Genomic DNA, 24641 nt, shown 5'->3' with positions numbered 1-24641 from the left:
CCAAATTTCCGCCCGACAAACGCCGTCGGCAGGATCACGCCGAACCGGCGGAGCCGCAGGGCGCAACTTGCTCAGAAGCTGAGCGGTGAGGCGTACGGCGCTGCTGATCCCCGCTTGCCTGCTGCCCGGTGGATGCGCAGGCATCCAGACGCCACTCAATCCGGCGGGCAGCCTTTATGGGCTGCTCGGGTTGATGCTGGTGATCTGTGGCATCGTCTAACTGCTGGTGATCGGCTTCCTGGGGTGGGAGTGTGGCGGGCGCGCGGTCCCGGCGACCTTGGCGCAGCGCCCGAGGTTGAGCCCGCCGACCGGGGGCCGTCGCTGTGGCCCTTAATCGCCGCGCTGGCGGTAACGGGCATGTTCGTGGCCAGCATCTTCACGCCCTGAGCGATCGTGTGGAGCGCGCTGCCGATCGCGGCTGCGCTGATCGCGTGGTTCTGGCCGCAGCATGAGCGCGCCACCACCGGCCCGCTGAGGGCCTGGGCGTGAGCGACGCCGTTGCCACCAGGATCGTCAGCGACGTGTCCGGCCTGCCCGACAGCGCGTCGGGCTCCCGCCACCTCGTCTGGTGGGCAATATCGGCTTCATGCTGATCGAGGGCACGGGCTTTCCGCTCGCCGCCGGCTGCTACCTGTACCTGCGCAGCCAGAGTCGCGGCTGGCCGATGACAGGCGACCGGCTGCCGGACCTCATGTGGAGTGGCATCTTCGCCGCGGGACTCTTACTCAGCAAGGTGCCCAACTTGTGGGTGCTGCGGCAGGCGCGCAACAGGAACGCGGCCGGCGTGCGCCTTGGCACGCTGCTGATGACACTGATCGGTTTGGCGCTGGCGGGGTGCGCTGATTCGAGCAGCAGCACCTCCATGCGCCGTGGTGGTACGACGCCTATGGTTCGGTGATTTGAACCTGATGGTGCTGCACACCAGTCACATCGTCACCGATCTCGGCGATACGGCGGTGCAATCGGTGTGGCTGTACACGCACTCGGTGAGCGACGACCCAGTTCGCCGATGTCGAGGACAAAGCCAGGTACTGGAGCGTCGTGGTGGTGGCGTGGCTGTCGATCTACGGGCTGATCTACTGGTTGCCGCGGCTGGCACGAACGCGTTCGCTCGGCCGTCCCGCTTCGACCGGGTCCGCCCGTGGTTGGCGCTGCTGCTGCTGCTGCTGCCGCCGCTGGCATGGTTGACGTACCGATATGGGCTGGGCACGTCGCCGCGGGCGTCATGCGCGGCAGTGGGCGCGTGGTTGAGGCCGGCCTGGGGAGGGGCAAACCTACTCGCCTGCGCGGGTGCGGCGGCGATGGCGTGGCCGCAAGCGCGCCGTGGCGATGATCAGCATCCGTCGGTGCGCGCCTGCCTGTCGCGGGTCGCGATGCTGGTGGCCGGCATCTTCGCTCTCGCCATCGTGTTCCAGTTCCGAGCCACGCTGATCGTGCCGTCATGCGCGCGGTGAGCGGATGGCTGCTGAGCCTGGCGCTGCTGGCGTTGGCCGCGCCGGCCTCGACGCATGGCGGGCACGTCCACGACGCCGAAGCCCCGAGCTGGACGTGGAACCCGTGGGTCACCGGGCCGCTGCTGCTGTCGGCGCTCCTGTTCGCGCGCGGCTGGAAGCGGCTGCACGCGCGGCGGGACGTGGCGCAGCGGGCTTGCGGCGGCGGGCGTGGTGCTTCGCGGGTAGCTGGCTGACGCTGGCGGGAGCGCTGGTCTCTCCTCTGCATGAGGCGGGAGAGCGGTCGTTTGCCGCGCATCCTAGTCGCCGCGCCGTTGCTGGTGTTTTCGCGGCCGCTGGTGGTGATGCTGTGGGCGTTGCCGCTGTCAAGGCGACAGGCGCTGGGCCAAGCTGGTGCGAGCCGGCTGGTGGCTACCGCGTGGAGCTGGCTGAGCGCGCCGGTGCCCGCCACGGTGATTCAGGCGACGGCGCTGTGGCTGTGGCATGCGCCTGCCTTGTTCGACCGCGCGCTGGCGAGCGAAAGGTGGCGTGCAGCGCAGCACCTGTCGTTCATCGTTTCCGCGCTGGTGTTCTGGAGCGCGATGATGGGCCGTCGCGGTGGTCAGGCGAGCGCCGGCGCGGGGTGGGCGTTGGCGGCCTTGTGCCCGTTCGCGACGCCGGTGGTATCGAGCGCGCTAGGGGCGCTGATGGCCTTCGCGACCAGCCCCTGGTCTGCCGGCTATGCGCGATTGGGCATAGCCCCGTACGGTCTGACGTCGACCGAGGTCAGCAGTTCGCCGGGCTACTCATGTGGGTGCCGGGCGGGCTCATGCATGCCATCGCGGCGATGGTGCTGGTGCGGACGCTGCTGGCGTCGGCGCGGCCACGATCGGAAGTGGCCGGACCCCCTAGTCTGCGCATCGCGCTGGTGCTGCTCGGCCTGGCGGCGCTGGCGGCGCTGGCGGCGCCGGTATCGGTGTTCGTGATCTACTATCAGGACGATGAGCAGGCGCGGATCACCGCCGAGCAGATTACGGGCGGCCATGATGCGATGGGAAAGCTCGCGATCGACCGGTTTGTTTGCACGAGCTGCCACCAGATCGGCAGGGGATGGGGCGTGGAGGGAATGGTCGGCCCGCCGCTCACAACGTTCACGTGTCTGGCTATGCGGCCTGCAGGCGTAATCGCCGGACGTCAGGTCGCCGTCGCCTGGGTCTGCGTCGGCTGTGCGTCGGTGAAGCGGGCCACCTCGGCTATGACCCGCGGCGTCTCCGGAGAGGCCGGCGCTGCCTGCAATTTGACCTCGTCGCGGAACCGGCCACCGCGATCGTGCCCGCCCCATCTGCGGGTGGTAAGACGGGCGCACACTAGACGAGCCCGTAGACGGCCCTGCATCAAAGGACAGGCGGGATGTGGCTGGTTACGTAATAGTCGTGGTCGAAGCGCGTGGCGGCGTCTCCGGGATAAGTGACGTGCATCGTGATCATCACCGCGCCACTCGGTGTGGTTGAGAGTGCGATCGGTCATGGCCGACCGGTCGCGCTCACCCATGCCCATGTCCACGGCCTCGTCGATGCGGCAGCGCACCGCATCCAGCATAGGCAACCGGCGGCTGGCCGCCTCGGCGGCAGCCGCGGCCAGCACAGGTTCTGCAGACCGAGGCTGGCCTTGCATCCGAGTTCGTAGGTCGCGCGGACGACGTTGGCGTTGTAGGTCTCGTAAGACCGGCTGCCGAATAGCGTGCCCGAGATCAGCCCGAAGAACGTTTCGCGCGCAAGCCGTTCGCCTCGTCAGTATCACGGCCTCGGCCATGGCTTTGACTGCCATGCCTGATCATCATGTTGCAGGCCATCTTAGGGGCGTTGGCGCGGACCAGCATCAGCAGCGCCACCGCCGGTGGCCGCACCTGCACGATCCAGGTCTCCATGGCGTCGCAGGGCGAAAGCAAGGCGCCGCAGGTGGTGCGCCGCAGTTCGGGCGATTGCGGCGGCGCGGTTGTGCGATGTCCGGCCGGCCGGTGCGGGCCCTCCCGACCTTGGCGGCGACAATGCCCCACAGCATCTGAACGCTTGCCTGCCGCCGCCGCCTCGCTACGGGCGGCGGCATGACGCAGGCCGCCGACCACGCCCCCGATCCCGCGCTACTCGCCAAGGCGGGCACGCTCACCGAGGCGCTGCCCTACCTCCAGCGCTACGCGGGCAAGACGTTCGTGGTGAAATATGGCGGCCACGCGATGGGCGCGCCCGATCTCGCAAAGAGCTTCGCCGACGACGTGGTGCTGCTGAAGGCGGTGGGCATCAATCCCGTGGTCGTCCACGGCGGCGGCCCGCAGATCGGATCGATGCTGAAGCGGCTGGGCGTCGAGAGCCGCTTTGTCGACGGCCTGCGCGTGACCGACGCGGAGACCGCGCACATCGCCGAGATGGTGCTCGCGGGATCGATCAACAAGGAGATCGTCGGCTGGATCGGGCAGGCTGGCGGCAAGGCAGTGGGCCTCTCGGGCAAGGACGCGCGGCTGGTGGTGGCCGAGAAGGTCGGCCGCGCCGAGCCCGACCGGTTGCAGGGCATCGAGCGCCACGTCGACCTGGGCTTCGTTGGCGAGCCCGCGCATGTCGACCGCACCATCCTCGACACGCTGTCCGCCTCCGGCTTCATCCCGGTGGTGGCGCCGATCGGCATCGGCGAGGACGGCCACACCTACAACATCAACGCCGACACCATGGCGGGCGCGATCGCCGGCGCGCTGGGCGCGGCGCGCTTCTTCCTGCTCACCGACGTGGCCGGCGTGCTCGACGGCGACAAGCGGCTGATCCCGGAGCTCACCCCCGCCACGGTGGCGCGGCTGCGCGAGAACGGCACGATATCGGGCGGCATGATCCCCAAGGTGGAGACGTGCGTGCGCGCGGTGGAGGCGGGCGTCGACGCCGCCGTGATCCTCGACGGTCGCACGCGCCACGCGCTACTGCTGGAGATCTTCACCCGCGCCGGCGTCGGCACGCTGGTGCGCGCTGGATAGGCCGCCCGCGCTCGGCTAGGGAGCGGGCGAGCGGAGGGTCCGAATGGTCTCGATCTACCAGATATTGCAGCTGCTGCTGAACGTGCTGTTCTGGATCATCATGATCCAGGTGGTGCTGTCCTGGCTGTTCGCGTTCAACGTCATCAACCATCACAACGACTTCGTGCGTCAGCTCGTGCGCGGGTTGGACAGCGTCACCGAGCCGATCTACCGGCCGATCCGCCGCATCCTGCCCGACTTCGGCGGGCTCGATTTCGCGCCGATGGTGGTGCTGTTGCTCATTACCATCCTGCAGCGCATCCTGCTGCCCAACATCTTCGCCTCGCTGCTGGCGCAGAACTACGCGTGACGGCGGAGATCATCGACGGCAAGGCGCACGCGGCGGCGCTTCGCGAACGGGTGGCGGCGGGCGTCGCGGCGTTCCGGGAGCAGGCGGGGCGCGTGCCCGGCCTCGCGGTAGTGCTGGTCGGCGAGGATGCGGCGAGCCAGGTCTACGTCCGCTCCAAGGGGGTGGCGACGGAAGGCGCGGGGATGACGAGCTTCAGCCACCGGCTGCCGGCCGACGCGAGCGAGGAGGTGCTGCTCGCGCTCGTTGCGCGGCTTAACGCCGATCCGGCGGTGGACGGCATCCTCATCCAATTGCCTCTGCCGCCGCAGATCAACGAGGCGCGCGTGATCGCGGCCATCTCTCCCGACAAGGACGTGGACGGCTTCTCGGCGATCAACGTCGGCAGGCTCGCGATCGGCGAGCCCGGCTTCGTGCCCTGCACGCCGCTCGGTTGCGTCATGCTGCTGGAGGATCGGCTGGGCGACCTGTCCGGTCTCGACGCGGTGGTGATCGGGCGATCGAACATCGTCGGCAAGCCGATGGCGATGCTGCTCCTCCAGCGGAACTGCACGGTGACGGTGGCGCACTCACGCACGCGGAACCTGTCCGCGATCGTGCGCGGTGCCGACATCGTGGTGGCGGCGGTGGGCCGCGCCGGCTTCGTGCGCGGCGACTGGCTGAAGTCCGGCGCGACGGTGATCGACGTCGGCATCAACCGGGTGGCTGCCGGCGAGGGCAGGACGCGGCTCGTCGGTGACGTGGCGTTCGAGGAGGCCGGCCAGGTGGCGGGCGCGATCACGCCGGTGCCGGGCGGCGTCGGCCCGATGACGATCGCGGTGCTGATGCGCAACGCACTGGTGGCGGCGCACCGCAACGCCAGCCTGCCCGTTCCGGCCGGCCTGTGACGGCGCGCGGCGTCGGGGCGCGCGGCTGATGCTCTCGCACTTCCTCTCGGCGTTCGTGACGCTGTTCGTGGTGATCGATCCGCCCGGCTGTGCGCCGATCTTCGCGGGGCTGACCGGCGGCGCGTCCGCGCGGCAGCGGCGCGGCATGGCGCTGCGTTCCACCTTCATCGCGGCGCTGATCCTGTTCGCCTTCGCGCTGATCGGCGAGCCTCTGCTCAAGGTGCTCGGCATCAGCCTCGACGCCTTTCGCATCGCGGGCGGCATCATGCTGTTCCTGATCGCGCTGGAGATGGTGTTCGAGAAGCGCACGCAGAAGCGCGAGGAGCGCGCGTCCAAGGTCGCGCATTCCCCGGAGCCGGTGGAGGACATCTCGGTCTTCCCGATGGCGATGCCGATGATCGCGGGGCCTGGCTCGATCGCGTCCGCCATGCTGCTGATGGGGCGCAGCCACGGCCTGACCGAGCATGCCACGGTGCTGGCGGCGCTCGGCGCGGTGCTGATGCTGATGGTGCTGGCGCTGCTCGCGGCGGGGACGATCATGCGCGCGGTGGGGCCGCGGGTGGAGGGCGTCATCACCCGTCTCCTCGGCGTGCTGCTCGCCGCGCTGGCGGCGCAATATGTCGTCGACGGGGTCGGCGGTGCGTTCCGCTAGTCCTGCCGCTTAGCGCCGCACCCGCCACATCCGCCAAGGCGAGCCCTCGGGCAGCGCCACGGGGATCAGCCAAGTCGGCGTCCAGCCGCCCGCGATCTTGGCATAGAAGCCGCCCGGCGCCTCGGCCTGGTAGATGGTCGCTTCCGACAGGTGCGGGCAGACGAGCAGATAGTCCGCGCCGTGTCGCGCCATGATCGCGCGCGCTTCCTCGGGCGTACCCCGCATCGCATGCTCCACGTCAAGGATGGCGCCTGCGTTGCGATGGTACGGGCCCGCGACCGCCCGATGGTGCGTGGTGGCGATCAGGCGGGGCCCGACGTCGATGAAGCTCATCACCGTGCCGGCGGGCTGGAGCGCGACCGGGTGAAGCGCCGGCAGCGTCGGGCAGCGGCGGTTGGCGAGCATCGTCGGATCGGGCTTCTTGGGCTTGCCAGTTTCGGGCGAGACCAGCGCCATCGGCCGCACCAGCCCGCCCGCGCACAGCAGCACCGCCACCGCCAGAGCCGCCCACCGGCCGAGCCCCCAATTGGGCACGTCGGCGCGGACAGCGATCGCCCACGCGGCCCAGGCGAGCGCTGGCACGGCCAGCATCTGCGCCGACGGCGCGGTGCGAAACTGCCAGAACATCAGCGCGGCCGCGAACAGGCCGAACAGCACCGTCGGCAGCCATTCCGCGCCCCGCCTCGTGCCGCGCCTCAGCCACAGCAGCAGCAGGCCCGCCACCGCGCCGAGCGAGGGCAGCACGGCGGCCGGCAGCGCCACGTCGCGCTTGTGCGCGGTGATCGGCCGCGCCTCGCGGACGTGGCTGAGCCACAGCCGGGCCGCTTCGGGTGGCACATTCTCCAGCCGGTGCCCGAAGCATTGCGGGAAGGCGAGCGCGTAGACCGCGATGACGAGTCCGCCCGCCCCCGCGCACAATGCGAGCCGCATCCAGGGCGTCTCCGCCCGCACCAGGCTCAGGCCCGCGAGCAGCAGGCTCGCCAGCACCATCGTCGCGAGCCAGACCGGCGTCAGCGCGTCGCAGCGCATCGTCCAGTTGTCGTTCGAGGCGAAGACGAGGAAGCAGGCGGTCGTCGCGGCCGCCATCGCGAGCCCGTAGGTGCGCATCCGCGCCGCCTCTCGCTCATCCCACACCCAGTGCAGCGCGATCGCGGCGCCTGCGAAAGCGATGTAGGGCAGCATCTCCAGCCCGATCGCCAGCGACAGCGCGGAGGATGCCGCCACGGTCAGCCCCGATCTGCGAGGGTTCGGATCGGAGAGGCCGGCCACCGACACCATCAGCAGCGCGAGCTGCCAGCCATGATGATCGATCCTCAGCGGCGAGTTCATGCCCATGAAGCTCGGCCCGCACAGCAGGATCGCGAGGGCGAAGGGGTAGGCGTGCGGCGATACGAGCCGGCGCACGATCACCGCCGTCGCCGCCATCGCCACGCCCAGCGGCAGCATCGGCGCCACCGCGCAGGCGACACGCCACGCGCCCCACATGCCCACGAACGGCCGTGCGAGGAGGTAGAGGCCGGCGATCGGCAGATCGACCAGCCGCGACCAATGGATGTTGAAGCCGGTGGGCGGATCGAGCTTGTACTGGCGCAGATCGTACCAGCCCTGGCCCCCCAGCCACGCGCGGACCTGCGCCAGCCGCATATTGTCGTCGGTGTCGCCCAGCGCCAGCCAGTGGATCGCGCCCCAGCGCTGCCAGACGAGGACGGCGCAGGTGCCAAGCCAGAAGGCGAGCACGAGCAGGCGCCAGCGCCGATCGATCGACGCGGCGACGCGCGGCGGGAAACGCCGACTCTCCCCTTCATCCAGGTGCAGGTCGAAGGGTGCGTTCATCATTTCCGAATGGATTTGTGGTTCTTGGGCACCCGCTGTATCGCGCTGACGCTCGGGGGCAAGGTGGGTCCGTTGCGCGCCAACATCGTCAGACTGTGGCAGGGGCTGGACGGTGACCATCGCCTGCTGCTGCGCCAGGCGATGCGCTACGGCATCGCCGGGCTTGGCGTCACATTGTTCCAGATCGCCGTCTACAACCTGCTGGCGGGGCCGGTGGAACTGCGTCCGCTCGTCGCCAACACGAGCGCCTACGGGCTGGCGCTGATCGTCGGCTACGGCATCCACAGTCGCTTCAGCTTCGAGGGCCACGGCGCGCGCGACAGCGTGACGCGATCGGCCGCGCGCTTCGTCGCCGCCTCGCTGGTCGGGTTCGCGATCAACAGCTTCTGGGTGTGGAGCTTCACCGCGCGGCTGCACTGGCGGGATTGGACGGCGTCCGTGCCGATGCTGTGCGTGACGCCGGCGATCGGCTTCTGGCTCAACCGGCGTTGGGTATTCGACTGATGCTCTACGATCCCGGCATGCTGCCTTCGGCGCCGCTCGTCACCATCCTCGCGCCCGTCAAGGACGAGGAGGCGGCCGTCGCGCCGTTCGTCGCGCGGGTGAGCCACGTGCTCGACGCGCTGGACGAGCCGCAGGGCTGGGAAATCCTGTTCGTCGACGACGGCAGCCACGACGCGACGCTGGCCGCGATCCTGCTCGCGAATCGGCAGGATGCGAGGGTCCGCTGCATCTCGCTGTCGCGCAACTTCGGCAAGGAAGCGGCGCTGTCGGCGGGGCTCGATCATGCCGCCGGTCAGGTGGTGGTGCCGCTCGACGTCGACCTGCAGGATCCGCCCGAGGTGATCGGCACGATGCTGGCGCGCTGGCGCGAGGGCTATGACGTCGTCTACGGCGTGCGCCGCAGCCGCCTGTCGGACACGCTGCCCAAGCGGTTGACCGCAGACCTCTATTACCGCGCGCACAACTGGCTCTCGACCGACAAGATCCCGGAACATGCCGGCGATTTCCGGTTGCTCGATCGCCGCGTGGTCGACGTGATCCGCCGCATGCCCGAGCGCAACCGCTTCATGAAGGGGCTGTTTGCCTGGGCAGGCTTCCGCCAGGCGGCGGTGGAATATGACCGCGCGCGGCGCGAGCGGGGCGAGACCAAGTTCAACTACTGGCGGCTGTGGACGCTGGCGATCGACGGCATCACCTCGGGCTCGACGGTGCCGCTGCGCGTGTGGAGCTATCTCGGCGCGATCGTCGCCATCGTCTCGCTGGTCTACGCGGCCTATGTGGCGGTTCGCACGATCGCGTTCGGCGGCGACGTGCCGGGCTACCCGTCGCTGATGGTCGCAACGCTGTTCTTCGGCGGCGTGCAGCTCATCTCGCTGGGCGTGCTCGGCGAATATGTCGGGCGCATCCTCGTCGAGACCAAGCACCGCCCGATCTACGTGGTGCGCGAGACGATCGGCGCCGAGCTCCAGCCGATCGCCGCCTGATGGAGCGCGCGATCTTCGATCGCATGGCGGCGATCGACGCGGAGCATTGGTGGTTCGCCGGGCGCCGGCGAATCGTCGGTCACGCGATCGAGCGGTTGGCGCCGGCACTGCCTCGGAAGGCACGCATCCTCGAAGTCGGCTGTGGTACGGGCTCCAACCTCTTGATGCTGCGGAAATATGGTCGCATCGACGCGATCGAGCCCGATCCGCAGGCGCGCCGTCTCGCCTCGTCGCGCGGCGGCATCGAGGTCGCGGGCGGGCTGCTGCCCGACGGCGTCAGGCTGAAGGACCGCAGCTACGACCTGATCGTGCTGCTCGACGTGCTGGAGCATGTCGAGCGCGATCGCGACGCGCTCGCGGTGCTGCGAGCCAAGCTCCGGCCCGGCGGTCGGTTGCTGCTCACCGTGCCCGCTGTGCCCTGGATGTGGAGCGGACACGACGTCGCGCACCACCACAAGCGCCGCTACACCGTCGCGACGCTATGCGGGGTGCTGGCCGGCAGCGGCTACCGCCTCGTCCATATGAGCCACTTCAACACTCTGCTGTTCCCGCTGATCGCCGCGCTGCGACTGTTCCGACCCAACGCGGAGGGCGGCGACGACGCGATGCCGCCCGCTCCGGTGAACGCGTTGCTCGGACGGCTGTTCGCCGCCGAGCGTCACCTCGCGACGCGGATCACGCTGCCGTTCGGCGTGTCGTTGCTGGCGATCGCCGAGCCGTCCTGATTGGCGACGATGCGGTAGAGGATACCGAAGCGCATTCCCTGCCATACCGGCCGCAACCCCGGATCGACCGGCCATTGCGCGCGCGGCATGTCGATCATCCACAGATAGTCGAACGCCGCGCGCGGGAAGCGGGCGAGCGCCACGTCGAGCAGCGGCTCGTTGCGTGCGCGGCAATCCGGGCGGCGCAACAGCTCGGACGGATCGTGGCTGAAGTAGCGGCCCGCCGCGCGATAGCGGATCCGCAACAGTTGCGCGCCCGGCGCCACCCACTGATCGTTGACGAAGCTCTGGCGGCGTACCGTCGCCATCGAGCTCAGATGCTCCATCCGCGTCGTGTACCAGACGGTGCGGCACGGCACCGTCGCCAGCGCCATCACGCGCGCGCCCATCGGCACGTGATCCAATGCCTTGAGCTGCGCCTCGTAGTTGCGCTCGTAGCGCAGGAAGGCGGCGGTCGTGACGGCCACGCGGGCGGAGAAGAACAGCGTCGCGGCCGCCGCCAACGCGGTCGCGACGCGGCGATCGGCGAGCGGCCGCAGCGCCACGATCGCGATCGCCAGCATGTAGGGGACGAGCCGCATGTCGGCATAGGCCGATCCCAACAGCACGCGCGGCAGGCACAGGAAGATGAGCGCCAGCAGGATCGCGGCGACGCCGAGCGCCGGCTCGTAGCGGCGGTGCGGGCGGACGAGACCCGAAAGCCCCACCGCGAAGAGCAGCGCCGCGCCCGCCTTGTCCCACGGCTCGACGCGCTCGCGCAGCACCGAGTAGAGCCAGCGCCACTTGAACGAGAGATTGAACCAGTCGAACGTGCCCGAAGGCGTCTCGCCACGCCGCCAAGGCAGCAGCAGCAGCGCGGGTGGCGCGAGCGGCAACACCGCCAGGAAGGCGCGCCACCCCGCCTCGAACCAGCTGCCGCCCTCGCGCCGCCGCCGCATCATCTCGGCGATCAAGCACAGGATGCCGAGCACGCCCCAGGCGAAGCTGTGCGCCAGCCAGACCAGGAAGCCGACCACCAGGAAGATCGCCGGCCGCCAGCGGATCCAGCCGGTGCGCGCCATGCGCAGCCACGTCGCGAACGCGATCAGCGCGAATGCCATCGCCAACGCGAAGTTGATGAAGCCGAATTGGAAAGGATAGCCATAGGCGAGCGGCAGCGCGAAGATCGCGGTCGCCGGCACGCGGCCGTGGACCTCGCGCGCGACGCCTAGCAGCCCCGCCACCGTCAGCGGCGGGATCGCCAGCACCACCAGCTTCACCGCCGGTTCGAGCCCGATCACCGGCCCCAGCGCCTGCACCAGCAGGTCGCAACCCAGATTGCCGATCACCGCCCAGCGGAAGCTGTACCAGCGGCCGAGCCACGGCGAGGTGCCGATGTCGAGCTGCACGCGATAGCGGCCCATATGGCCCATCAGGTCGGTTAAGGGCGGGATCGGCGGCGCCGCCAGCGGCACGGCGGCGAGCATCATCATCAGGATCGCGAACCACCGCGTCTCCCACCAGATGATCGCGCGCGGGACGGGAACGGGCTCGGCCATGACCATGCCCGCGATAGTCCGCGCGCGAGGCGTCCCGCAAGCATCCAAGGTCTTGCGGATGGCGCTAGCCAGCCGCCGCCTTTGCCGCCAACGATGACGACGGCCGGGTGAGGGTGGTCGCGATGCGTATCGATCGGTTCGACTGGGCGGAGACCCGCCTGCTGGGGCTGGCGGCGGCCCTGGCGTTTGTCGTTGGCGTTGGCTTCAGGCTCTATCACGCCGCGAGCGTTCCGCTGTGGCTCGACGAGGCGTACAGCGCCTACGCCGCCGATCACGGCTTTGCCTTCCTGTGGCGCGAGGTGCCGCGCTACGAAACGCACCCGCCTTTCTACTACTCGCTCGTCCGGCTGTGGTCGTTCGCGACCGGCACGAACCTCGGCGCGCGCCGCGCGCTGGGTATCATCACCGGCGTGGCGGCGGTGCCGCTGGTGGCGTTCGCCGGCGATCGGCTGGCCGCGCTCGCCGGCTGGGATGCGACACGGCGGCGCTGGCTGATCGCGTTCGCGGTGATGCTCGCCGCGCTCCATCCGCTGTCGATCGAGATGGCGAAGCAGGTGCGCCCCTATCCGGTGATGATCGCGGCGTACGCGCTGGCGATGCTCGCGGTGTTGCGGCTCGGTACCGACGCGCGGGATGGCCGGCCGTTCTCGCGATCCTGGCTGACGGCGGCGACGATCGCCGAGGCGGCGCTCCTCTGGCTGCACGCGCTGGGGCCCTTGTTCGGCGGGTCGGTGGCGATCGCGCTGGCGGTGCTGACGCTCCGCCCCGGCATGACGCGGCGGGACCTGCTCGCGCTCGCCGCCACGCAGATCGTGGCCGGGCTGCTCTACCTGCCGGCGCTCCTCATCACGCTGGGGCAGGCGCCGACCTGGACGCAATCGACCTGGTTGCGCTTCCTTCCCTCAACGCTGCCCGATGAGTTCGCGCTGCTCTACGCCAACTGGCATCGCGGCGCGCCGACGCTGGCGCTGCTCGTGGCGCTCGCCGGTTTGGCGATGCTCGCGCGGCGCGGCGGGTGGGGCGCGCGCGCCGCGCTAGCGCTGGCGGTGCTGGCCTTCCTGCCCGCCGCCGCCTCGATCGCGCTATCGGCGACGGTGGCGCCCGTGTTCCTTGTCCGGACGCTCAGCGCGGCGGCGGTGCCGGGCTTCCTGCTGGTCGCCGCCGGTCTCGCCGCGCCCGGCCCGTGGCGGTTCGCGGCGGCGCCGTTCGCGGCCTGCCTCCTCGTCTCCGATCTCGGCGTCGCCTGGGCGCTGGCGCACCGCCCGCCGCTGCAGGACTGGTACGGCACGATCGACTGGCTGAAGCCCCGCTTCCGGCCCGGCGACGTCGTCTGGGCCTATCCCAACGAGGGCGCGCTGCCGCTTGCCGCGGCGCTTCGCGACGAGCACGCCGCGCTATCCGTACGACCGATCCCCGCGCCGGTGCCGGCGTTCGGTTCGGGCGGCTACTTCCCGACGGGCAGCCGCGGCGTCGTGTCGCTCTACCCGCCGCAGATCGCCGCACTGATGGCGACGCCCGCCGCGCGGACGCCGCCGACGATCTGGCTGCTGCGGCTCGGCGCGCTGAGATATGATCCCGGCGATCGCATGGCGCGTGCGCTGGCGGCAGACCGTATGCTGGTCGCCCGCTTCCGATCGGGGCAGATCGACCTTATCGGGCTGCGCAGAGCGTCGGTCGGGGAGGGGATGCAGCGAGCCGGCCGCCTTTCCGAATGATGCGGGCGGAACGCGCCCGCGTCGCCTTCACCGGCGCCAGCATCCCGGCGGGAGAGCGGCCTCGCCACCTTGCGGGCGCTCGTTGGCCTTTGCGAGAGCAGGCGGATGGACGACATCTGCACGCCCGGGGGCGTTCGCTGCCCGTCGCGCGCTCGTCGTGCGTCTTACGATCAGCGCCGCCGCGCGCTGGCACGCACAGCTGATTATATGCACGGCGAACTCGCCTCTTCGTCGGCCTGGAACGGTCCACATGACCGGACTTCGCCGTCAGGCGAGGGCGGTCGCGGCCGCCCTCGCGTCGCGCCTCAGCGACGATAATAATGGCGACCGTAATAATGATGGCGATAGTAGCGGCGGTGATGATGGCCCTTGTTGATGAGGCCGTTATAGGCTGCACCGCCCGCGCCGCCGATCAACGCGCCCGTGCCGACGCTAAGCCCTGGGATCAGCGCACCCGCGACCGCGCCGCCGACGGCGCCGATACCCGCGCCGCGCAGCACGTGCCCGGCGCTCTGCGCGTCCGCCGGAGCGGTGGCGACGGCGGTGGCGAGCCCCATGCCGGTGATCGCGACGACGAACTTGTTCATGATCCATCTCCCTGGTTGCAGCGGCTGTTTTTGACCGTGCGGCCGTGAACCGTAGCTGAGCCGGCCGTTTCAGGCTCGTTCACCTCCCCGAGCCGATCATCCCAGGGTGGCGGCGCCCATAATGCCGCGAGATGGGCCACAAAGGCCTCGACCGCCGGTGCCACGAACGGCGCCTTCGGACGCACCGCGTGGATCGCGACGTCGCACGCGCCCTCCCAATCGGGCAGCAACCGGACGAGCCGGCCCTCAGCAAGCGCGTCGCCCACGTCCCAGGTCGAGCGCAGCGCGATCCCCGCTCCGGCCAGCGCGAGCTCGCGCGCGACTTCGCTGGAATTGGTTCGCACCAGGCTCGTGACGGGCAGCACGACGGCGCCCTCCGGCCCGTCGAGCCGCCACGGCACCTGATTATCGGCGGCGAGCAGGTGGTGTCGGCTGAGCTCCGCGAGCGTCTCGGGGACGCCGTGCGCCGTGAGATAGGCGGGCGCCGCGCAGAGCAACCGCCGATTTGGTGCCAGCATGGTGGAGACGAGCGCGCCCGCCGCCACGCCGATGCGGACGGCGCAGTCGATGCGGCCGCCGATCAGGTCGACGAAGTCGTCGGTGAGGTCGAGCTCCAGGGCGACGGCGGGGTGGCGTACCAGGAAGGCGGCGAGATGCGGCGCCACGTGACGCCGGCCGAAGGATGTCGGCGCGGATACGCGCAGCCGGCCGGCCGGCTCGTCCACCCCGCCCGCGACGCGCGCCTCGGCGGCGTTCGCGGCGGCGAGGATCGCGATCGCCTCGTCGTGGAAGACACGCCCCGCCTCGGTAGTGACCAGCCGGCGCGTGGTGCGGTGGACGAGCCGCGCGCCTAGCCGCGCCTCCAGCCGCGCCAGCCGCTTCGACACCATCGCCGGCGACAGCCCCGCCTGCCGCCCCGCCGCCGAGAGGCTGCCGGTGTAGACGATCGCGGCGAACAGCTCCCAGTCCTCGCCCATCCGTTCTCGATGCGATCAAGTGCTTGTCATATTCAACATCTAATCACAGGCGCGGTTGCCTGCTACGTGCCGCATCCGCACAAGATTAGGCGCTTAGGAGATGATGATGACCGAGCAGATGGTGGATCGCGCCGGGCTGAAGGTCGCGGCGTCGCTGGCCGAGTTCATCGAGGCGCGGGCGCTGCCCGGCACCGGGATCGAGCCCGATGCCTTCTGGGCGGGCGTCGCCGGTGTCTTCGCACGCTTCGCGCCCGAGAATGCGGAGCTGCTGCGCATCCGCGAAGAGATGCAGGCGCGGATAGACGCCTGGCTGGAGGCGCGCGCCGGCCAGCCCTGGGATGCCGGCGCCTACCGGGCGTTCCTCGGCGAGATCGGCTACCTCGTGCCCGAGCCGGCGCCCTTCGCGATCGATCCGCCGCACGTCGACCGCGAGGTGGCGGCGATCGCCGGGCCGCAACTCGTGGTGCCGATCCTCAACGCGCGCTTCCTGCTCAACGCCGCCAACGCGCGCTGGGGCAGCCTGTACGACGCGCTCTACGGCACCGACGCGCTCGGGGTGCCCGCGCCCGCCGGCGAATATGATCGGGCGCGCGGCGCCCAGGTGATCGCGCGCGCCAAGGCGTTCCTCGACGAGGCGCTGCCGCTCGCGTCGGGGAGCTGGGCGGAGCTGACCGGCGAACCGGTGCTCGCCGACCCGTCGCTCGCCGTCGGGCGCTCGACCAAGGGCAGGCTCTACCGGCACAACGGCCTGCACATCGAGGTGGTGTTCGATCGCGAGCACGCCATCGGCCGCGACGATCCCGCCGGCATCGCCGACGTGGTGCTGGAGAGCGCCGTCACCACCATCGCCGACCTGGAGGATTCAATCGCGGCGGTGGACGCCGAGGACAAGGTCGCCGCCTACGCCAACTGGCTCGGACTCATGCAGGGCACGCTGGAGGCGAGCTTCGCCAAGGGCGGGCGCACCGTCACCCGCACGCTGGAGGAGGACCGCCGCTACACCGTGCCGGACGGATCGGAGATCGTGCTGCCCGGCCGCGCGCTCATGTTCGTGCGCAATGTCGGCCACCTGATGACGACGCCAGCCGTGCTGCTGCCCGACGGAGCCCAAGCGCCCGAAGGCATCCTCGACGGCATCGTCACGGCGCTGATCGCGATGCACGATCTCGCCGGCAAGGGCTCCCGCTTCCGCAACAGCCGCGTAGGTTCGGTCTACATCGTCAAGCCCAAGATGCACGGGCCGGAGGAAGCCGGCTTCGCCGACCGGCTGTTCGACGCGATCGAGGACATGCTCGGCCTCTCGCGCCATACGCTGAAGCTGGGGCTGATGGACGAGGAGCGGCGGACGTCCGCCAACCTTGCTGCCTGCATCCACGCCGTCCGCCACCGCATCGTGTTCGTCAATACGGGCTTCCTCGATCGTACCGGGGACGAGATCCACACCTCGATGCGCGCGGGGCCGATGATCCCCAAGGGCGAGATGAAGGCCAGCGCTTGGATCCAGGCGTACGAGGAACGCAACGTGCTGATCGGCTTGGCCGCCGGCTTTGCGGGGCGGGCGCAAATCGGCAAGGGCATGTGGGCGGCGCCCGATCGGATGGCGGACATGCTGGAGCAGAAGATCGGCCATCCGCGCACCGGCGCCACCACCGCCTGGGTGCCGTCGCCCACCGCCGCGACGCTGCACGCGCTCCACTACCACGCGGTCGACGTCCACGCCCGACAGGCGGAGCGGGCGGGGGAGGCGGTGCCGGGTCTCGGCGGGCTGCTGACGGTGCCGCTCGCGGCCGGGCGCAACTGGACGCCCGACCAGGTGCGGGCCGAGCTCGACAACAATGCGCAAGGCATCCTCGGCTATGTCGTGCGCTGGGTCGACCAGGGCGTCGGCTGTTCCAAGGTGCCCGACATCCACGATGTCGGCCTGATGGAGGATCGCGCGACGCTGCGCATCTCCTCGCAGGCCATGGCGAACTGGCTGCTCCACGGCGTCGCGACCGCCGACGAGATCGACGCCGCGCTGGTGCGGATGGCGGCCAAGGTCGACGCGCAGAACGCCGGCGACCCGCTCTACCGGCCGATGGCGGGCCGCGAGCGCGAGAGCCTCGCCTTCCGGGCGGCACGCGCGCTGGTGTTTGAGGGCGCGGGCCAGCCGAGCGGCTATACCGAGCCGTTGCTCCACCGCTTCCGCGCCGAGGCCAAGGCGGCCGCATAGCCGCACCGGCCGCGTGCCCGGCGACGGCGGCGCTTACGCCTGAGCGGCGTGCCGCGCCTCCACCGCATCCCAGATGAGCGCGGCGGTATCGGTGCCGTTGAACGCGTCGATCGCCACGATCCCGGTTGGCGAAGTGACGTTGATCTCGGTGAGGTGGCCGGCGATCACGTCGATGCCCACGAACACCAGCCCGCGCCGCGCGAGCTCCGGCCCGAGCGCGGCGCAGATCTCCTCCTCGCGTGGCGTCAGCTCGGTACGCGCGCCTGATCCGCCGACCGCCAGGTTGGAGCGGATCTCCCCCTTCTTCGGCAGGCGGTTGACCGCGCCGGCAGGCTTGCCGTCGACCAGCACGATGCGCTTGTCGCCCAGCGCCACGTCGGGCAGGAACGCCTGCACCATGAACGGCTCGCGCCAGACCTGGCCGAACAGCTCGGTCAGCGCCGCCAGGTTGGCGTCGGTGCGGCCGACGTGGAAGACCGCCGAGCCGGCGTTGCCGTAGAGCGGCTTCACCACCACCTCGCCGTGCGTCGCGTGGAAGGCGCGCGCCTCGTCGAGCGAGCGGGTGATGAGCGTCGGCGGCATGAACTCCGCATAGTCGAGCACGAACAGCTTCTCGGGCGCGTTGCGGACGGCGGCGGGATCGTTGACCACCAGCGCGCTCCCCGCCAGCCGTTCGAGCAGGTGGGTAGCGGTAATGTAGGCGAGGTCGAAGGGCGGATCCTGCCGCATCAGCACGACGTCGACGTCCGCGCCGAGATCGAGCATGGCGCGCTCGCCGAAGCGGAAGTGGCCGCCCTCGCGCCGCTCCACGGTCACCGGATGCGCGGGCGCGAAGACGCGGCCGTCGTGATAGGAGAGATCGGCAGCCTCATAGTGCCAGAGCCTGTGCCCGCGCGCCTGCGCCGACAGCATTAGCGCGAACGTGCTGTCGCCAGCGATCTTGATACCCTCCATCGGGTCCATCTGGAAGGCGATGGTGAGCGACACGGGCTGGTCTCCTCCTCGGGTGAACGCGATGTAGGGCCTGAACGTCAGCCCAGCCACACATTCTCCAGGTGGCGCGGCGCGCGGCCCGGGGCGATCAGTACGGCGTCGATCCGTACGTCTTCGCCCGATGCCGCGAACCGCGGGATGAGCGCCTCCGCCGCCGCCGCGACGCGCGCGAGCCGCCGCTCGTCGAGCGCGAGGTCGAGCGCCGCCGCCGTCGCACGCGCTTTCACCTCGACAAAGGCGACCACGCCGTCCCGGCGCGCCACAAGATCGACCTCGCCGGCCTTTGTCCGCACCCGCTCGGCGAGGATCGTCCAGCCGCGTTCGGCGAGGTAGCGGGCGGCGATCGCCTCCGCCTGCCGGCCGATCGCGTCGGCGGTCATCGCGCCTTCAGGGCGAGCGCGCGCGCGTAGAGCTCCGCGCGCGGCACGCCCGTCGCCCGGGCGACCTCACCCGCCGCCTTCGCCGCCGGCATCCGTTCGAGCGCGGCGGCGAGCATCGCGTCGACGTCGCCGGCTTGCGGAGCCGCGTCGGGTGGGCCGACCACGATCACGATCTCGCCGCGCGGCGGCGCGTCGGCGTAGCGGACGGCGAGTTCGCCGAGCGTGCCCGTGACGCACTCCTCGAACGCCTTGGAGACCTCGCGCGCCACCGCCGCCGGCCGCTCGCCCAGTTCCGCCGTGAGCGCGGCGAGCGTCGCGCCGAGTCGCGGCCCGCTCTCGTACAGGACGAGGCTGGCGCGGATCGCGGCGACCTCGGCGATCGCATCGGCGCGCGCTTTCTCCTTGGAAGGCAGGAAGCCCAGGAACAGGAAGCGGTCCGTCGGCAGCCCGGCGAGCGTCAACGCGGCGACGGCGGCGCACGGCCCCGGCAGGGTGACGATGTGCCGCCCCGCCGCCCGCGCCGCGCGGACCAGCTTGAAGCCGGGATCGGAGATAAGCGGCGTTCCCGCGTCAGAAACGAGCACCACCGCCTGCGTGCCGGCGCGCGCCACCAAGTCGTCGCGGGCCGCCTTGTCGCTGTGATCGTGATAGGGACGCATCGGCACGCGCGCGCCGACGTGGCGCAGCAGCTTGGCCGTCACCCGCGTGTCCTCGCACGCGACGAGATCGGCGCGCGACAGGATATCGGCGGCGCGGGGCGAGAGGTCGCCGAGATTGCCGATCGGCGTCGCGACGATATACAGCCCCGGATCGAGGGGAACGGCCATGAGGGGCGCCATGCCAGAGACCAAGCGGTGCCAGCAACCGGTACGCCATCGCGGCACCGCGTGGGCGGCCACTCTCGCCCTCCTGCTCGGTGGCTGCTCGACGATCGTGCCGCGCGCCGCCGGACCGGGCGCCGTGCCGCCGCCGCCGCCGGTGGAGCGCGGCACGCAGGCGGCGCCGCAGGAGGCGCCACGCGATCGCGTGGCGGTGCTGGCGCCGCTCACCGGACCCAATGCCGGGCTCGGCCAGTCGATCGCCAATGCCGCCGGCATGGCGCTGATCGATACGGGCGGCGCGGGGCTGCGCATCACCACCTACGATACCGCGCCGGGCGCGGCGGCGGCCGCACAGCGCGCGCTGGCCGAGGGCAACAAACTGATCCTCGGGCCGCTGCTCGCGGACGAGGTGCGCCAGGTGGCGCCCGTCGCGCAGGCCGCGCACGTGCCGGTGTTGAGCTTCTCCAACGATATCGACGTCGCCGGGCACGGCGTCTACCTGCTCGGCTTCGCGCCCGCCCAGTCGATCGAGCGCGTGGTCGCTTATGCCGCCTCGCGCGGGCTGAAGCGCATCGCGGCGCTGGTGCCCAACGGGCTCTACGGCCGCCGGGCGTCGAACGCGCTGCTTCACGCCGCCGATCAAGCCGGCGCCTCAGTGGTCTCGATGCAATCGTACGATCGCAGCCCGGCGAGCCTGGCGGCGGCGGTGAAGAAGCTCGGGCCGGCGGCCGGCTACGACGCGCTGCTGGTGGCGGACAGCGGCCGGATCGCGCTGGTCGCGGCGCCGCTGGTGCGGCGCTCGGGCTCCACCGCGCGGCTGCTCGGCACCGAGCTTTGGAACACCGAGCCCACGCTCGCGGCGTCGAAGCCGATGCAGGGCGCCTGGTTCGCCGCCGTCCCCGATCGGCTCTACGCGCAGTTCGCCGCCAAGTACCGCGCTCGCTTTGGCAAGGGACCGTACCGGCTCGCCTCGCTCGGTTATGATTCGGTGCTGCTCGCCTCGCGCATCGCGGCGGACTGGAAGCCGGGATCGGACTTTCCCGAGGAGCGGCTGGCCGACAAGGGCGGCTTCGCCGGCATCGACGGCGCCTTCCGCTTCAACGAGCGCAACGTCGCCGAGCGGATGCTCGACGTGAAGCAGGTGGGGGCGGGCGGCGTCACCATCGTCTCGCCCGCCGCCGGCGGGTTCGGCGGCTAGCGAGCGTCTTCCCCGCTCCCGCTACAGCAGCTTGTCAATCGTGATCGGCAGGTCGCGCTGGCGCTTGCCCGTCGCGTGGAAGATCGCGTTGGCGACGGCGGCCGCCGTGCCGACGATGCCGATCTCGCCCAGCCCCTTGATGCCGACGGGGTTCACCTCGCGGTCTGGCTCGTCCACGAAGATGACCTCGATGTCGTAAATGTCGGCGTGGGCGGGGACGTGATATTCGGCGAGATTATGGTTCATGTAGCGGCCGAGACGGTGATCGATCATCGTTTCCTCGTGCAGCGCCATGCCGATCCCCATGACGACACCGCCCAGGATTTGGCTGCGCGCGGTCTTGGGGTTGATGATGCGGCCCGCCGCCACCGCCGCCGTCACGCGGGTGACGCGCACCTGGCCCAGCTCCTCGTCCACCTTCACCTCGGCGAATACTGCCTGGTGCGTCAGCTTGGCCTTGTCGGACTGGACGAGCTTGGCGGGCGGCCGCTCCTCAACGCCGATCGCGTCGGTGCCGGAGGCGCGGACGATGTCCTCGACCGCCACGACGCGCGTCGGATCGTCGATGCGGCGGACGAGGCCGCCCGCGAACTCGACCTGATCGAGCTTCGGCGAATCGAGTGGATCGAACTCCATCCGCGCCGCCGCGGCGACCAGCTTGGCCTTTAGCGAGCGGCACGCGATCTGGAGCGCGGTGGTGATCGATGCCGCGCCCCAGCTCCCGCCCTCGACTGGCGCCTTGGGCAGGTCGCTGTCGCCGAGCCTCGCGTCGATGCGATCGACGGGCAGGCCCATCTCCTCCGACGCGACCTGGGTCATGATCGTATAGGTGCCGGTGCCGATATCGGCCGACGCTGTCGCGACCTCCAGCCGCCCGTCGGCGTGAAGCTTCGCGCGCAGCGTGTGCGGCTGGTATAGCGTCTCCCAAGCGCCCGTCGCCATACCCCAGCCGACGAGCTCTCGCCCTTCGCGCATCGAGCGGGGCTCCTGGCTGCGTCGCGCCCACCCGAAGGCGTCGGCGCCCTGATTGTATGCCGCTCGCAGCGCCTTGGAGGTATATTCCTTGTCCTCGATCTCGTCCTTCGTCGAATAGTTACGCAGCCGCAGTTCGAGCGGATCGATGCCGACTTCGTACGCGAGCTCGTCCATCGCGATCTCGAACAGGTTCATCGCGGTGGCGGCGCCGGGCGCCCGCATCGGGCCGGGCGTATAGGTGTCGAGCGGCGTGATCTTGTAATTGATCAGAGCATTGTCGCAGCGATAGACGCGCGGCCCCCAATCGGCGACGGCCTCCGCATTTTCCTCGAAGCGCGAGGTGACGCCCAGGCACTCGGACTTGATCGCCTGGAGATGCCCTTCGGCGTCGGCGCCGAGCGCGATGTCGTAGATGACCTGCGGCCGGTATTGGAGCGAGAAGGTCTGCTGGCGCGCGAGCACGATCTTGACGGGTCGCCCGACCGCCTTCGCCGAGAGCGCCGCGAGGAAGAGCTGATATTGCGGGCGCAGACCGCCACCGAAGCCACCGCCCATATACGGAGCGACGACGCGCACCTGCGCGGTCTTCAGGCCGAAGATGCCGGCCAGCCACGCCTGCGGGTTCTGCGCCCCCTGCGTCTTGTCGTGGACGAGTAGAGAGCCGTCAGCCTGCCAGATCGCGGTGGCGGCGTGCGGTTCCATGGCGTTGTGGTGCTCGGTGGCGATCGTGTAGGCGCCGTAGACCTTCACCGGGGCCTTGCGGTAGGCGCCGACCGCGTCGCCGCGCGACGGCACCGGCTTGTACGGCCCGGTTTTGCCGGGGTGATACGCCTCGTTGCCGTTGGCGGCGATGTCGGTCATCGGGGTCTCGGCGTCATAGGCGATCTTCACCATCCTGGCGGCGGCGCGCGCCGCCTCGAACGTCTCGGCGACGACCACCGCGACCGGCTGCTGCGAGAAGGCGACCGCCGCGTCGAGGAGCGGCTTGAAATGCTCTCCGTTGGGCGCGACCTGATCGTTCCAGGCCTTGTTGGCGGCGACGAAATCGGGCCGCTTCTCGTGAGTTAAGACGGCGATCACGCCCGGCTGCGCCTCGGCGGTGCCCGCATCGATCGACACGATGCGACCACGCGCAATCTCGGATGAGACGACGACGCCATAGGTGAGGCCTTCCACCGGAAAGTCCGCCGCGTAGGGCGCGCGCCCGGTGGTCTTAAGCCGACCGTCCACGCGGCTCAGCGGATCGCCGATACGGCTGGTGGGTGATGCGGGCTGTGTGGCCATGCCGATGCTCCTGTCAGGCGATGCGCTTGTCGGCGATGGTCTGCGGCGTGCCGGCGACCGCCTGGCCGAGCGCGCGCACAATCGCGCGGCGCGCGAGATCGATCTTGAAGTCGTTGCCGCCCTGGCCGACCGCGCCTTGAAGGAGGCGATCGGCAACATGCGAGAACAGTTCGGGCGAGGCGGCCTCGCCGGCGAGCAGCGCCTCCGCCTCTGGCACGCGCCACGGCTTGTGCGCGACGCCGCCGAGCGCGATCCGCGCCTCGACGATCCGCTCGCCTTCCATGCGTAAGGCCGCGGCGACGGAGACGAGCGCGAAGGCATAGGACAGACGATCGCGTAGCTTCAGGTAAGTCCAGTGATCGCCGCATTCGAACGGATCGACGTCGATGGCGGTGACGATCTCACCGGGCTGCAACATGGTATCGCGCGTGGGATCGTCGCCCGGCAGGCGGTGATAATCGGCGAACGCGACGAAGCGCTCGCCATCCGGTCCGTGCAGCTTCACGCGCGCGTCGAGCGCCGCCAGCGCCACGCACATGTCGGACGGGTGGGTGGCGATGCACTGGTCGGAAGCGCCGAGAATCGCGTGGATGCGGTTGATCCCGCCGATCGCTCCGCAGCCGGAGCCGGGCGCGCGCTTGTTGCAGGCGGTCGCGACGTCGTAGAAATAGTAGCACCGCGTGCGCTGGTTGAGGTTGCCGCCGTTGGTCGCCGCGTTCCTGAGCTGCGGCGAGGCACCCGCCAGGATCGCGCGGGCGAGGAGCGGAAAGCGCGCCTCGACGCGCTCGTCCCAGGCGGTGGTCGAGTTAGGCACCAGCGCGCCGAGGCTGAGCCCGCCACCCTCCGTCTCGCGGATCTCGTCGAGCGGCAGGCGCTTCAAGTCGACGAGGATGGTCGGCGTCTCGGCGCCTTCCTTCATCAGGTCGACGAGGTTGGTGCCGCCCGCCACCGCCTTCGCACCGGGCTGGGCGAGGATGCGGGCGGCGTCGGCGATCGTGCCGGGGCGGGCATAGCCGAAGCGGTTCACGCCGCGTCCTCCTGGCGCATCACGTCCTCGATGGCGTCCGCGATGTTCACGTAGGCGCCGCAGCGGCAGAGATTGCCGCTCATCAGCTCGCGGATCTTGTCGCGAGTGTCGGCCTTGCCTTCGGAGAGGAGGCCTGCGGCCGAGCAGATCTGACCCGGCGTGCAGAAGCCGCACTGAAAGGCGTCATGATCGATGAACGCCTGCTGGAGCGGGTGAAGCGCATCGGGCGTGCCCAGTCCCTCGATAGTGGTCACCTCTGCCCCGTCGAGCGTCACGGCGAGCTTGAGACACGAGTTCATCCGCCGTCCGTCGATCAACACGGTGCAGGCGCCGCACTGCCCGTGATCGCAGCCCTTCTTGGTGCCGGTCAGGCCCATCCGCTCGCGCATCAGGTCGAGCAGCGTCACCCAGGAGTCGATCATCAACTCGTGCCGCTCACCGTTGATCGTGAGCTGCGTCGGCACCGCGCCGTCGACGATTGCGGCCGCCTCTTCGATGATCGTCGTCGCCATGCCGCCCTCCCTGGGTTCTGCGGTGAAGCGCGGGGAGAGGCGAAGC

Annotated in this window: 26 protein-coding genes and 1 pseudogene; 16 read left to right on the top strand and 11 right to left on the bottom strand. The window is 70.4% G+C overall.

Translation table 11 applies throughout. The features are described 5' to 3' along the window. The first annotated feature begins 85 nt into the window (after positions 1-85). The 6 genes and pseudogenes from ACOFKX_RS05315 (at position 86) to ACOFKX_RS05290 (ending at position 2901) form a co-directional block, all read left to right on the top strand. On the top strand, positions 86-220 hold the full coding sequence (locus ACOFKX_RS05315; protein WP_419826026.1) for a hypothetical protein: 135 nt from the start codon (positions 86-88) through the stop codon (positions 218-220). Positions 221-586: 366 nt separating this feature from the next. Continuing rightward, a complete protein-coding gene (locus ACOFKX_RS05310; protein ID WP_419826025.1) occupies positions 587-898 on the top strand; it encodes a hypothetical protein in 312 nt (103 codons plus the stop codon). 1 nt (position 899) lies between these two features. Further along, positions 900-1454, top strand: coding sequence for a hypothetical protein (locus ACOFKX_RS05305; RefSeq protein ID WP_419826024.1), 555 nt, complete (start codon positions 900-902; stop codon positions 1452-1454). Continuing rightward, on the top strand, positions 1442-1687 hold the full coding sequence (locus ACOFKX_RS05300; RefSeq protein ID WP_419826023.1) for a hypothetical protein: 246 nt from the start codon (positions 1442-1444) through the stop codon (positions 1685-1687). The genes ACOFKX_RS05305 and ACOFKX_RS05300 overlap by 13 nt, the downstream gene beginning before the upstream one ends. Positions 1688-1717: 30 nt before the next feature. Then, positions 1718-2164 (top strand): annotated as a pseudogene (locus ACOFKX_RS05295) (cytochrome c oxidase assembly protein); the annotation flags it as partial. Positions 2165-2259: 95 nt separating this feature from the next. Further along, positions 2260-2901, top strand: coding sequence for a hypothetical protein (locus tag ACOFKX_RS05290; RefSeq protein WP_419827430.1), 642 nt, complete (start codon positions 2260-2262; stop codon positions 2899-2901). Positions 2902-3180: 279 nt separating this feature from the next. Here ACOFKX_RS05290 and ACOFKX_RS05285 read toward each other — a convergent pair whose 3' ends face one another. After that, complete coding sequence (locus ACOFKX_RS05285; protein WP_419826022.1) at positions 3181-3555, bottom strand: hypothetical protein; 375 nt, start codon at positions 3553-3555, stop codon at positions 3181-3183. On the opposite strand from ACOFKX_RS05285, the gene argB reads away from it, so the two are divergent. The 4 genes from argB to ACOFKX_RS05265 are packed head-to-tail and all read left to right on the top strand — an operon-like array spanning position 3535 to position 6331. After that, complete coding sequence (argB, locus tag ACOFKX_RS05280) at positions 3535-4446, top strand: acetylglutamate kinase (protein ID WP_419826021.1); 912 nt, start codon at positions 3535-3537, stop codon at positions 4444-4446. The genes ACOFKX_RS05285 and argB overlap by 21 nt on opposite strands. Before the next feature lie 43 nt (positions 4447-4489). Next, positions 4490-4795 carry a YggT family protein gene (locus ACOFKX_RS05275; protein ID WP_419826020.1) on the top strand — a complete coding sequence of 102 codons (306 nt, stop codon included), beginning with the start codon at positions 4490-4492 and terminating at the stop codon, positions 4793-4795. Beyond that, positions 4792-5679: a bifunctional methylenetetrahydrofolate dehydrogenase/methenyltetrahydrofolate cyclohydrolase FolD gene (gene folD, locus ACOFKX_RS05270; RefSeq protein WP_419826019.1), complete on the top strand. Its 888-nt coding sequence runs from the start codon at positions 4792-4794 to the stop codon at positions 5677-5679. Before ACOFKX_RS05275 ends, folD begins: the two co-directional genes overlap by 4 nt. Before the next feature lie 28 nt (positions 5680-5707). Continuing rightward, positions 5708-6331, top strand: coding sequence for a MarC family protein (locus ACOFKX_RS05265; protein WP_419826018.1), 624 nt, complete (start codon positions 5708-5710; stop codon positions 6329-6331). 9 nt (positions 6332-6340) lie between these two features. Here ACOFKX_RS05265 and ACOFKX_RS05260 read toward each other — a convergent pair whose 3' ends face one another. Then, positions 6341-8164: an AcrB/AcrD/AcrF family protein gene (locus tag ACOFKX_RS05260; RefSeq protein ID WP_419826017.1), complete on the bottom strand. Its 1824-nt coding sequence runs from the start codon at positions 8162-8164 to the stop codon at positions 6341-6343. Between the two features lie 24 nt (positions 8165-8188). On the opposite strand from ACOFKX_RS05260, the gene ACOFKX_RS05255 reads away from it, so the two are divergent. Genes ACOFKX_RS05255 through ACOFKX_RS05245 form a run of 3 tightly spaced genes read left to right on the top strand, consistent with a single transcriptional unit; the run spans position 8189 to position 10376 of the window. Beyond that, positions 8189-8668 (top strand): GtrA family protein, encoded by a 480-nt coding sequence (locus ACOFKX_RS05255; protein WP_419826016.1) that lies wholly within the window; start codon positions 8189-8191, stop codon positions 8666-8668. Beyond that, a complete protein-coding gene (locus tag ACOFKX_RS05250) occupies positions 8653-9651 on the top strand; it encodes a glycosyltransferase family 2 protein (protein ID WP_419826015.1) in 999 nt (332 codons plus the stop codon). Before ACOFKX_RS05255 ends, ACOFKX_RS05250 begins: the two co-directional genes overlap by 16 nt. Beyond that, on the top strand, positions 9651-10376 hold the full coding sequence (locus ACOFKX_RS05245; protein ID WP_419826014.1) for a class I SAM-dependent methyltransferase: 726 nt from the start codon (positions 9651-9653) through the stop codon (positions 10374-10376). Before ACOFKX_RS05250 ends, ACOFKX_RS05245 begins: the two co-directional genes overlap by 1 nt. Here ACOFKX_RS05245 and ACOFKX_RS05240 read toward each other — a convergent pair. Next, positions 10310-11914, bottom strand: a complete 1605-nt coding sequence (locus tag ACOFKX_RS05240) for a hypothetical protein (protein ID WP_419826013.1) — start codon at positions 11912-11914, stop codon at positions 10310-10312. The genes ACOFKX_RS05245 and ACOFKX_RS05240 overlap by 67 nt on opposite strands. Positions 11915-12036: 122 nt before the next feature. Between ACOFKX_RS05240 and ACOFKX_RS05235 the strand changes: the two genes are divergently transcribed. After that, entirely contained in the window at positions 12037-13629 is a 1593-nt protein-coding gene (locus ACOFKX_RS05235) for a hypothetical protein (RefSeq protein WP_419826012.1), read from the top strand. A gap of 305 nt (positions 13630-13934) precedes the next feature. Here the strand turns inward: ACOFKX_RS05235 and ACOFKX_RS05230 are convergent, their stop codons facing one another. Both ACOFKX_RS05230 and ACOFKX_RS05225 read right to left on the bottom strand, forming a co-directional pair. Then, the gene (locus tag ACOFKX_RS05230) at positions 13935-14216 is read right to left on the bottom strand and encodes a hypothetical protein (RefSeq protein WP_419826011.1); all 282 of its coding nucleotides are present in this window, start codon (positions 14214-14216) and stop codon (positions 13935-13937) included. After that, a complete protein-coding gene (locus ACOFKX_RS05225) occupies positions 14213-15193 on the bottom strand; it encodes a LysR family transcriptional regulator (RefSeq protein WP_419826010.1) in 981 nt (326 codons plus the stop codon). Before ACOFKX_RS05225 ends, ACOFKX_RS05230 begins: the two co-directional genes overlap by 4 nt. Positions 15194-15299: 106 nt before the next feature. Between ACOFKX_RS05225 and ACOFKX_RS05220 the strand changes: the two genes are divergently transcribed. Further along, entirely contained in the window at positions 15300-17405 is a 2106-nt protein-coding gene (locus tag ACOFKX_RS05220) for a malate synthase G (RefSeq protein WP_419826009.1), read from the top strand. A 33-nt stretch (positions 17406-17438) separates the two neighbouring features. On the opposite strand, the gene gshB is transcribed toward ACOFKX_RS05220, so the two are convergent. Genes gshB through rsmI form a run of 3 tightly spaced genes read right to left on the bottom strand, consistent with a single transcriptional unit; the run spans position 17439 to position 19605 of the window. Beyond that, positions 17439-18392 (bottom strand): glutathione synthase, encoded by a 954-nt coding sequence (gene gshB, locus ACOFKX_RS05215; RefSeq protein ID WP_419827349.1) that lies wholly within the window; start codon positions 18390-18392, stop codon positions 17439-17441. 44 nt (positions 18393-18436) lie between these two features. Next, positions 18437-18778: a YraN family protein gene (locus ACOFKX_RS05210; protein ID WP_419826008.1), complete on the bottom strand. Its 342-nt coding sequence runs from the start codon at positions 18776-18778 to the stop codon at positions 18437-18439. After that, entirely contained in the window at positions 18775-19605 is an 831-nt protein-coding gene (gene rsmI, locus ACOFKX_RS05205) for a 16S rRNA (cytidine(1402)-2'-O)-methyltransferase (protein WP_419826007.1), read from the bottom strand. Before rsmI ends, ACOFKX_RS05210 begins: the two co-directional genes overlap by 4 nt. Positions 19606-19615: 10 nt before the next feature. Here rsmI and ACOFKX_RS05200 point away from each other — a divergent pair, with 10 nt between their 5' ends. After that, complete coding sequence (locus ACOFKX_RS05200; RefSeq protein ID WP_419826006.1) at positions 19616-20797, top strand: penicillin-binding protein activator; 1182 nt, start codon at positions 19616-19618, stop codon at positions 20795-20797. Between the two features lie 21 nt (positions 20798-20818). Here ACOFKX_RS05200 and ACOFKX_RS05195 read toward each other — a convergent pair whose 3' ends face one another. Genes ACOFKX_RS05195 through ACOFKX_RS05185 form a run of 3 tightly spaced genes read right to left on the bottom strand, consistent with a single transcriptional unit; the run spans position 20819 to position 24595 of the window. Continuing rightward, positions 20819-23056 carry a xanthine dehydrogenase family protein molybdopterin-binding subunit gene (locus tag ACOFKX_RS05195; protein WP_419826005.1) on the bottom strand — a complete coding sequence of 746 codons (2238 nt, stop codon included), beginning with the start codon at positions 23054-23056 and terminating at the stop codon, positions 20819-20821. Positions 23057-23069: 13 nt separating this feature from the next. Next, positions 23070-24083, bottom strand: a complete 1014-nt coding sequence (locus ACOFKX_RS05190; protein WP_419826004.1) for an FAD binding domain-containing protein — start codon at positions 24081-24083, stop codon at positions 23070-23072. Continuing rightward, entirely contained in the window at positions 24080-24595 is a 516-nt protein-coding gene (locus ACOFKX_RS05185; RefSeq protein WP_419826003.1) for a (2Fe-2S)-binding protein, read from the bottom strand. The genes ACOFKX_RS05190 and ACOFKX_RS05185 overlap by 4 nt, the downstream gene beginning before the upstream one ends. Positions 24596-24641 lie beyond the last annotated feature (46 nt).

The organism is Sphingomonas sp., from assembly GCF_965200105.1.
Taxonomy (GTDB): domain Bacteria; phylum Pseudomonadota; class Alphaproteobacteria; order Sphingomonadales; family Sphingomonadaceae; genus Solisphingomonas.
The sequence above is the reverse complement of the archived record's forward strand: the minus strand, read 5'-3'. Positions and strand labels throughout refer to the sequence as shown.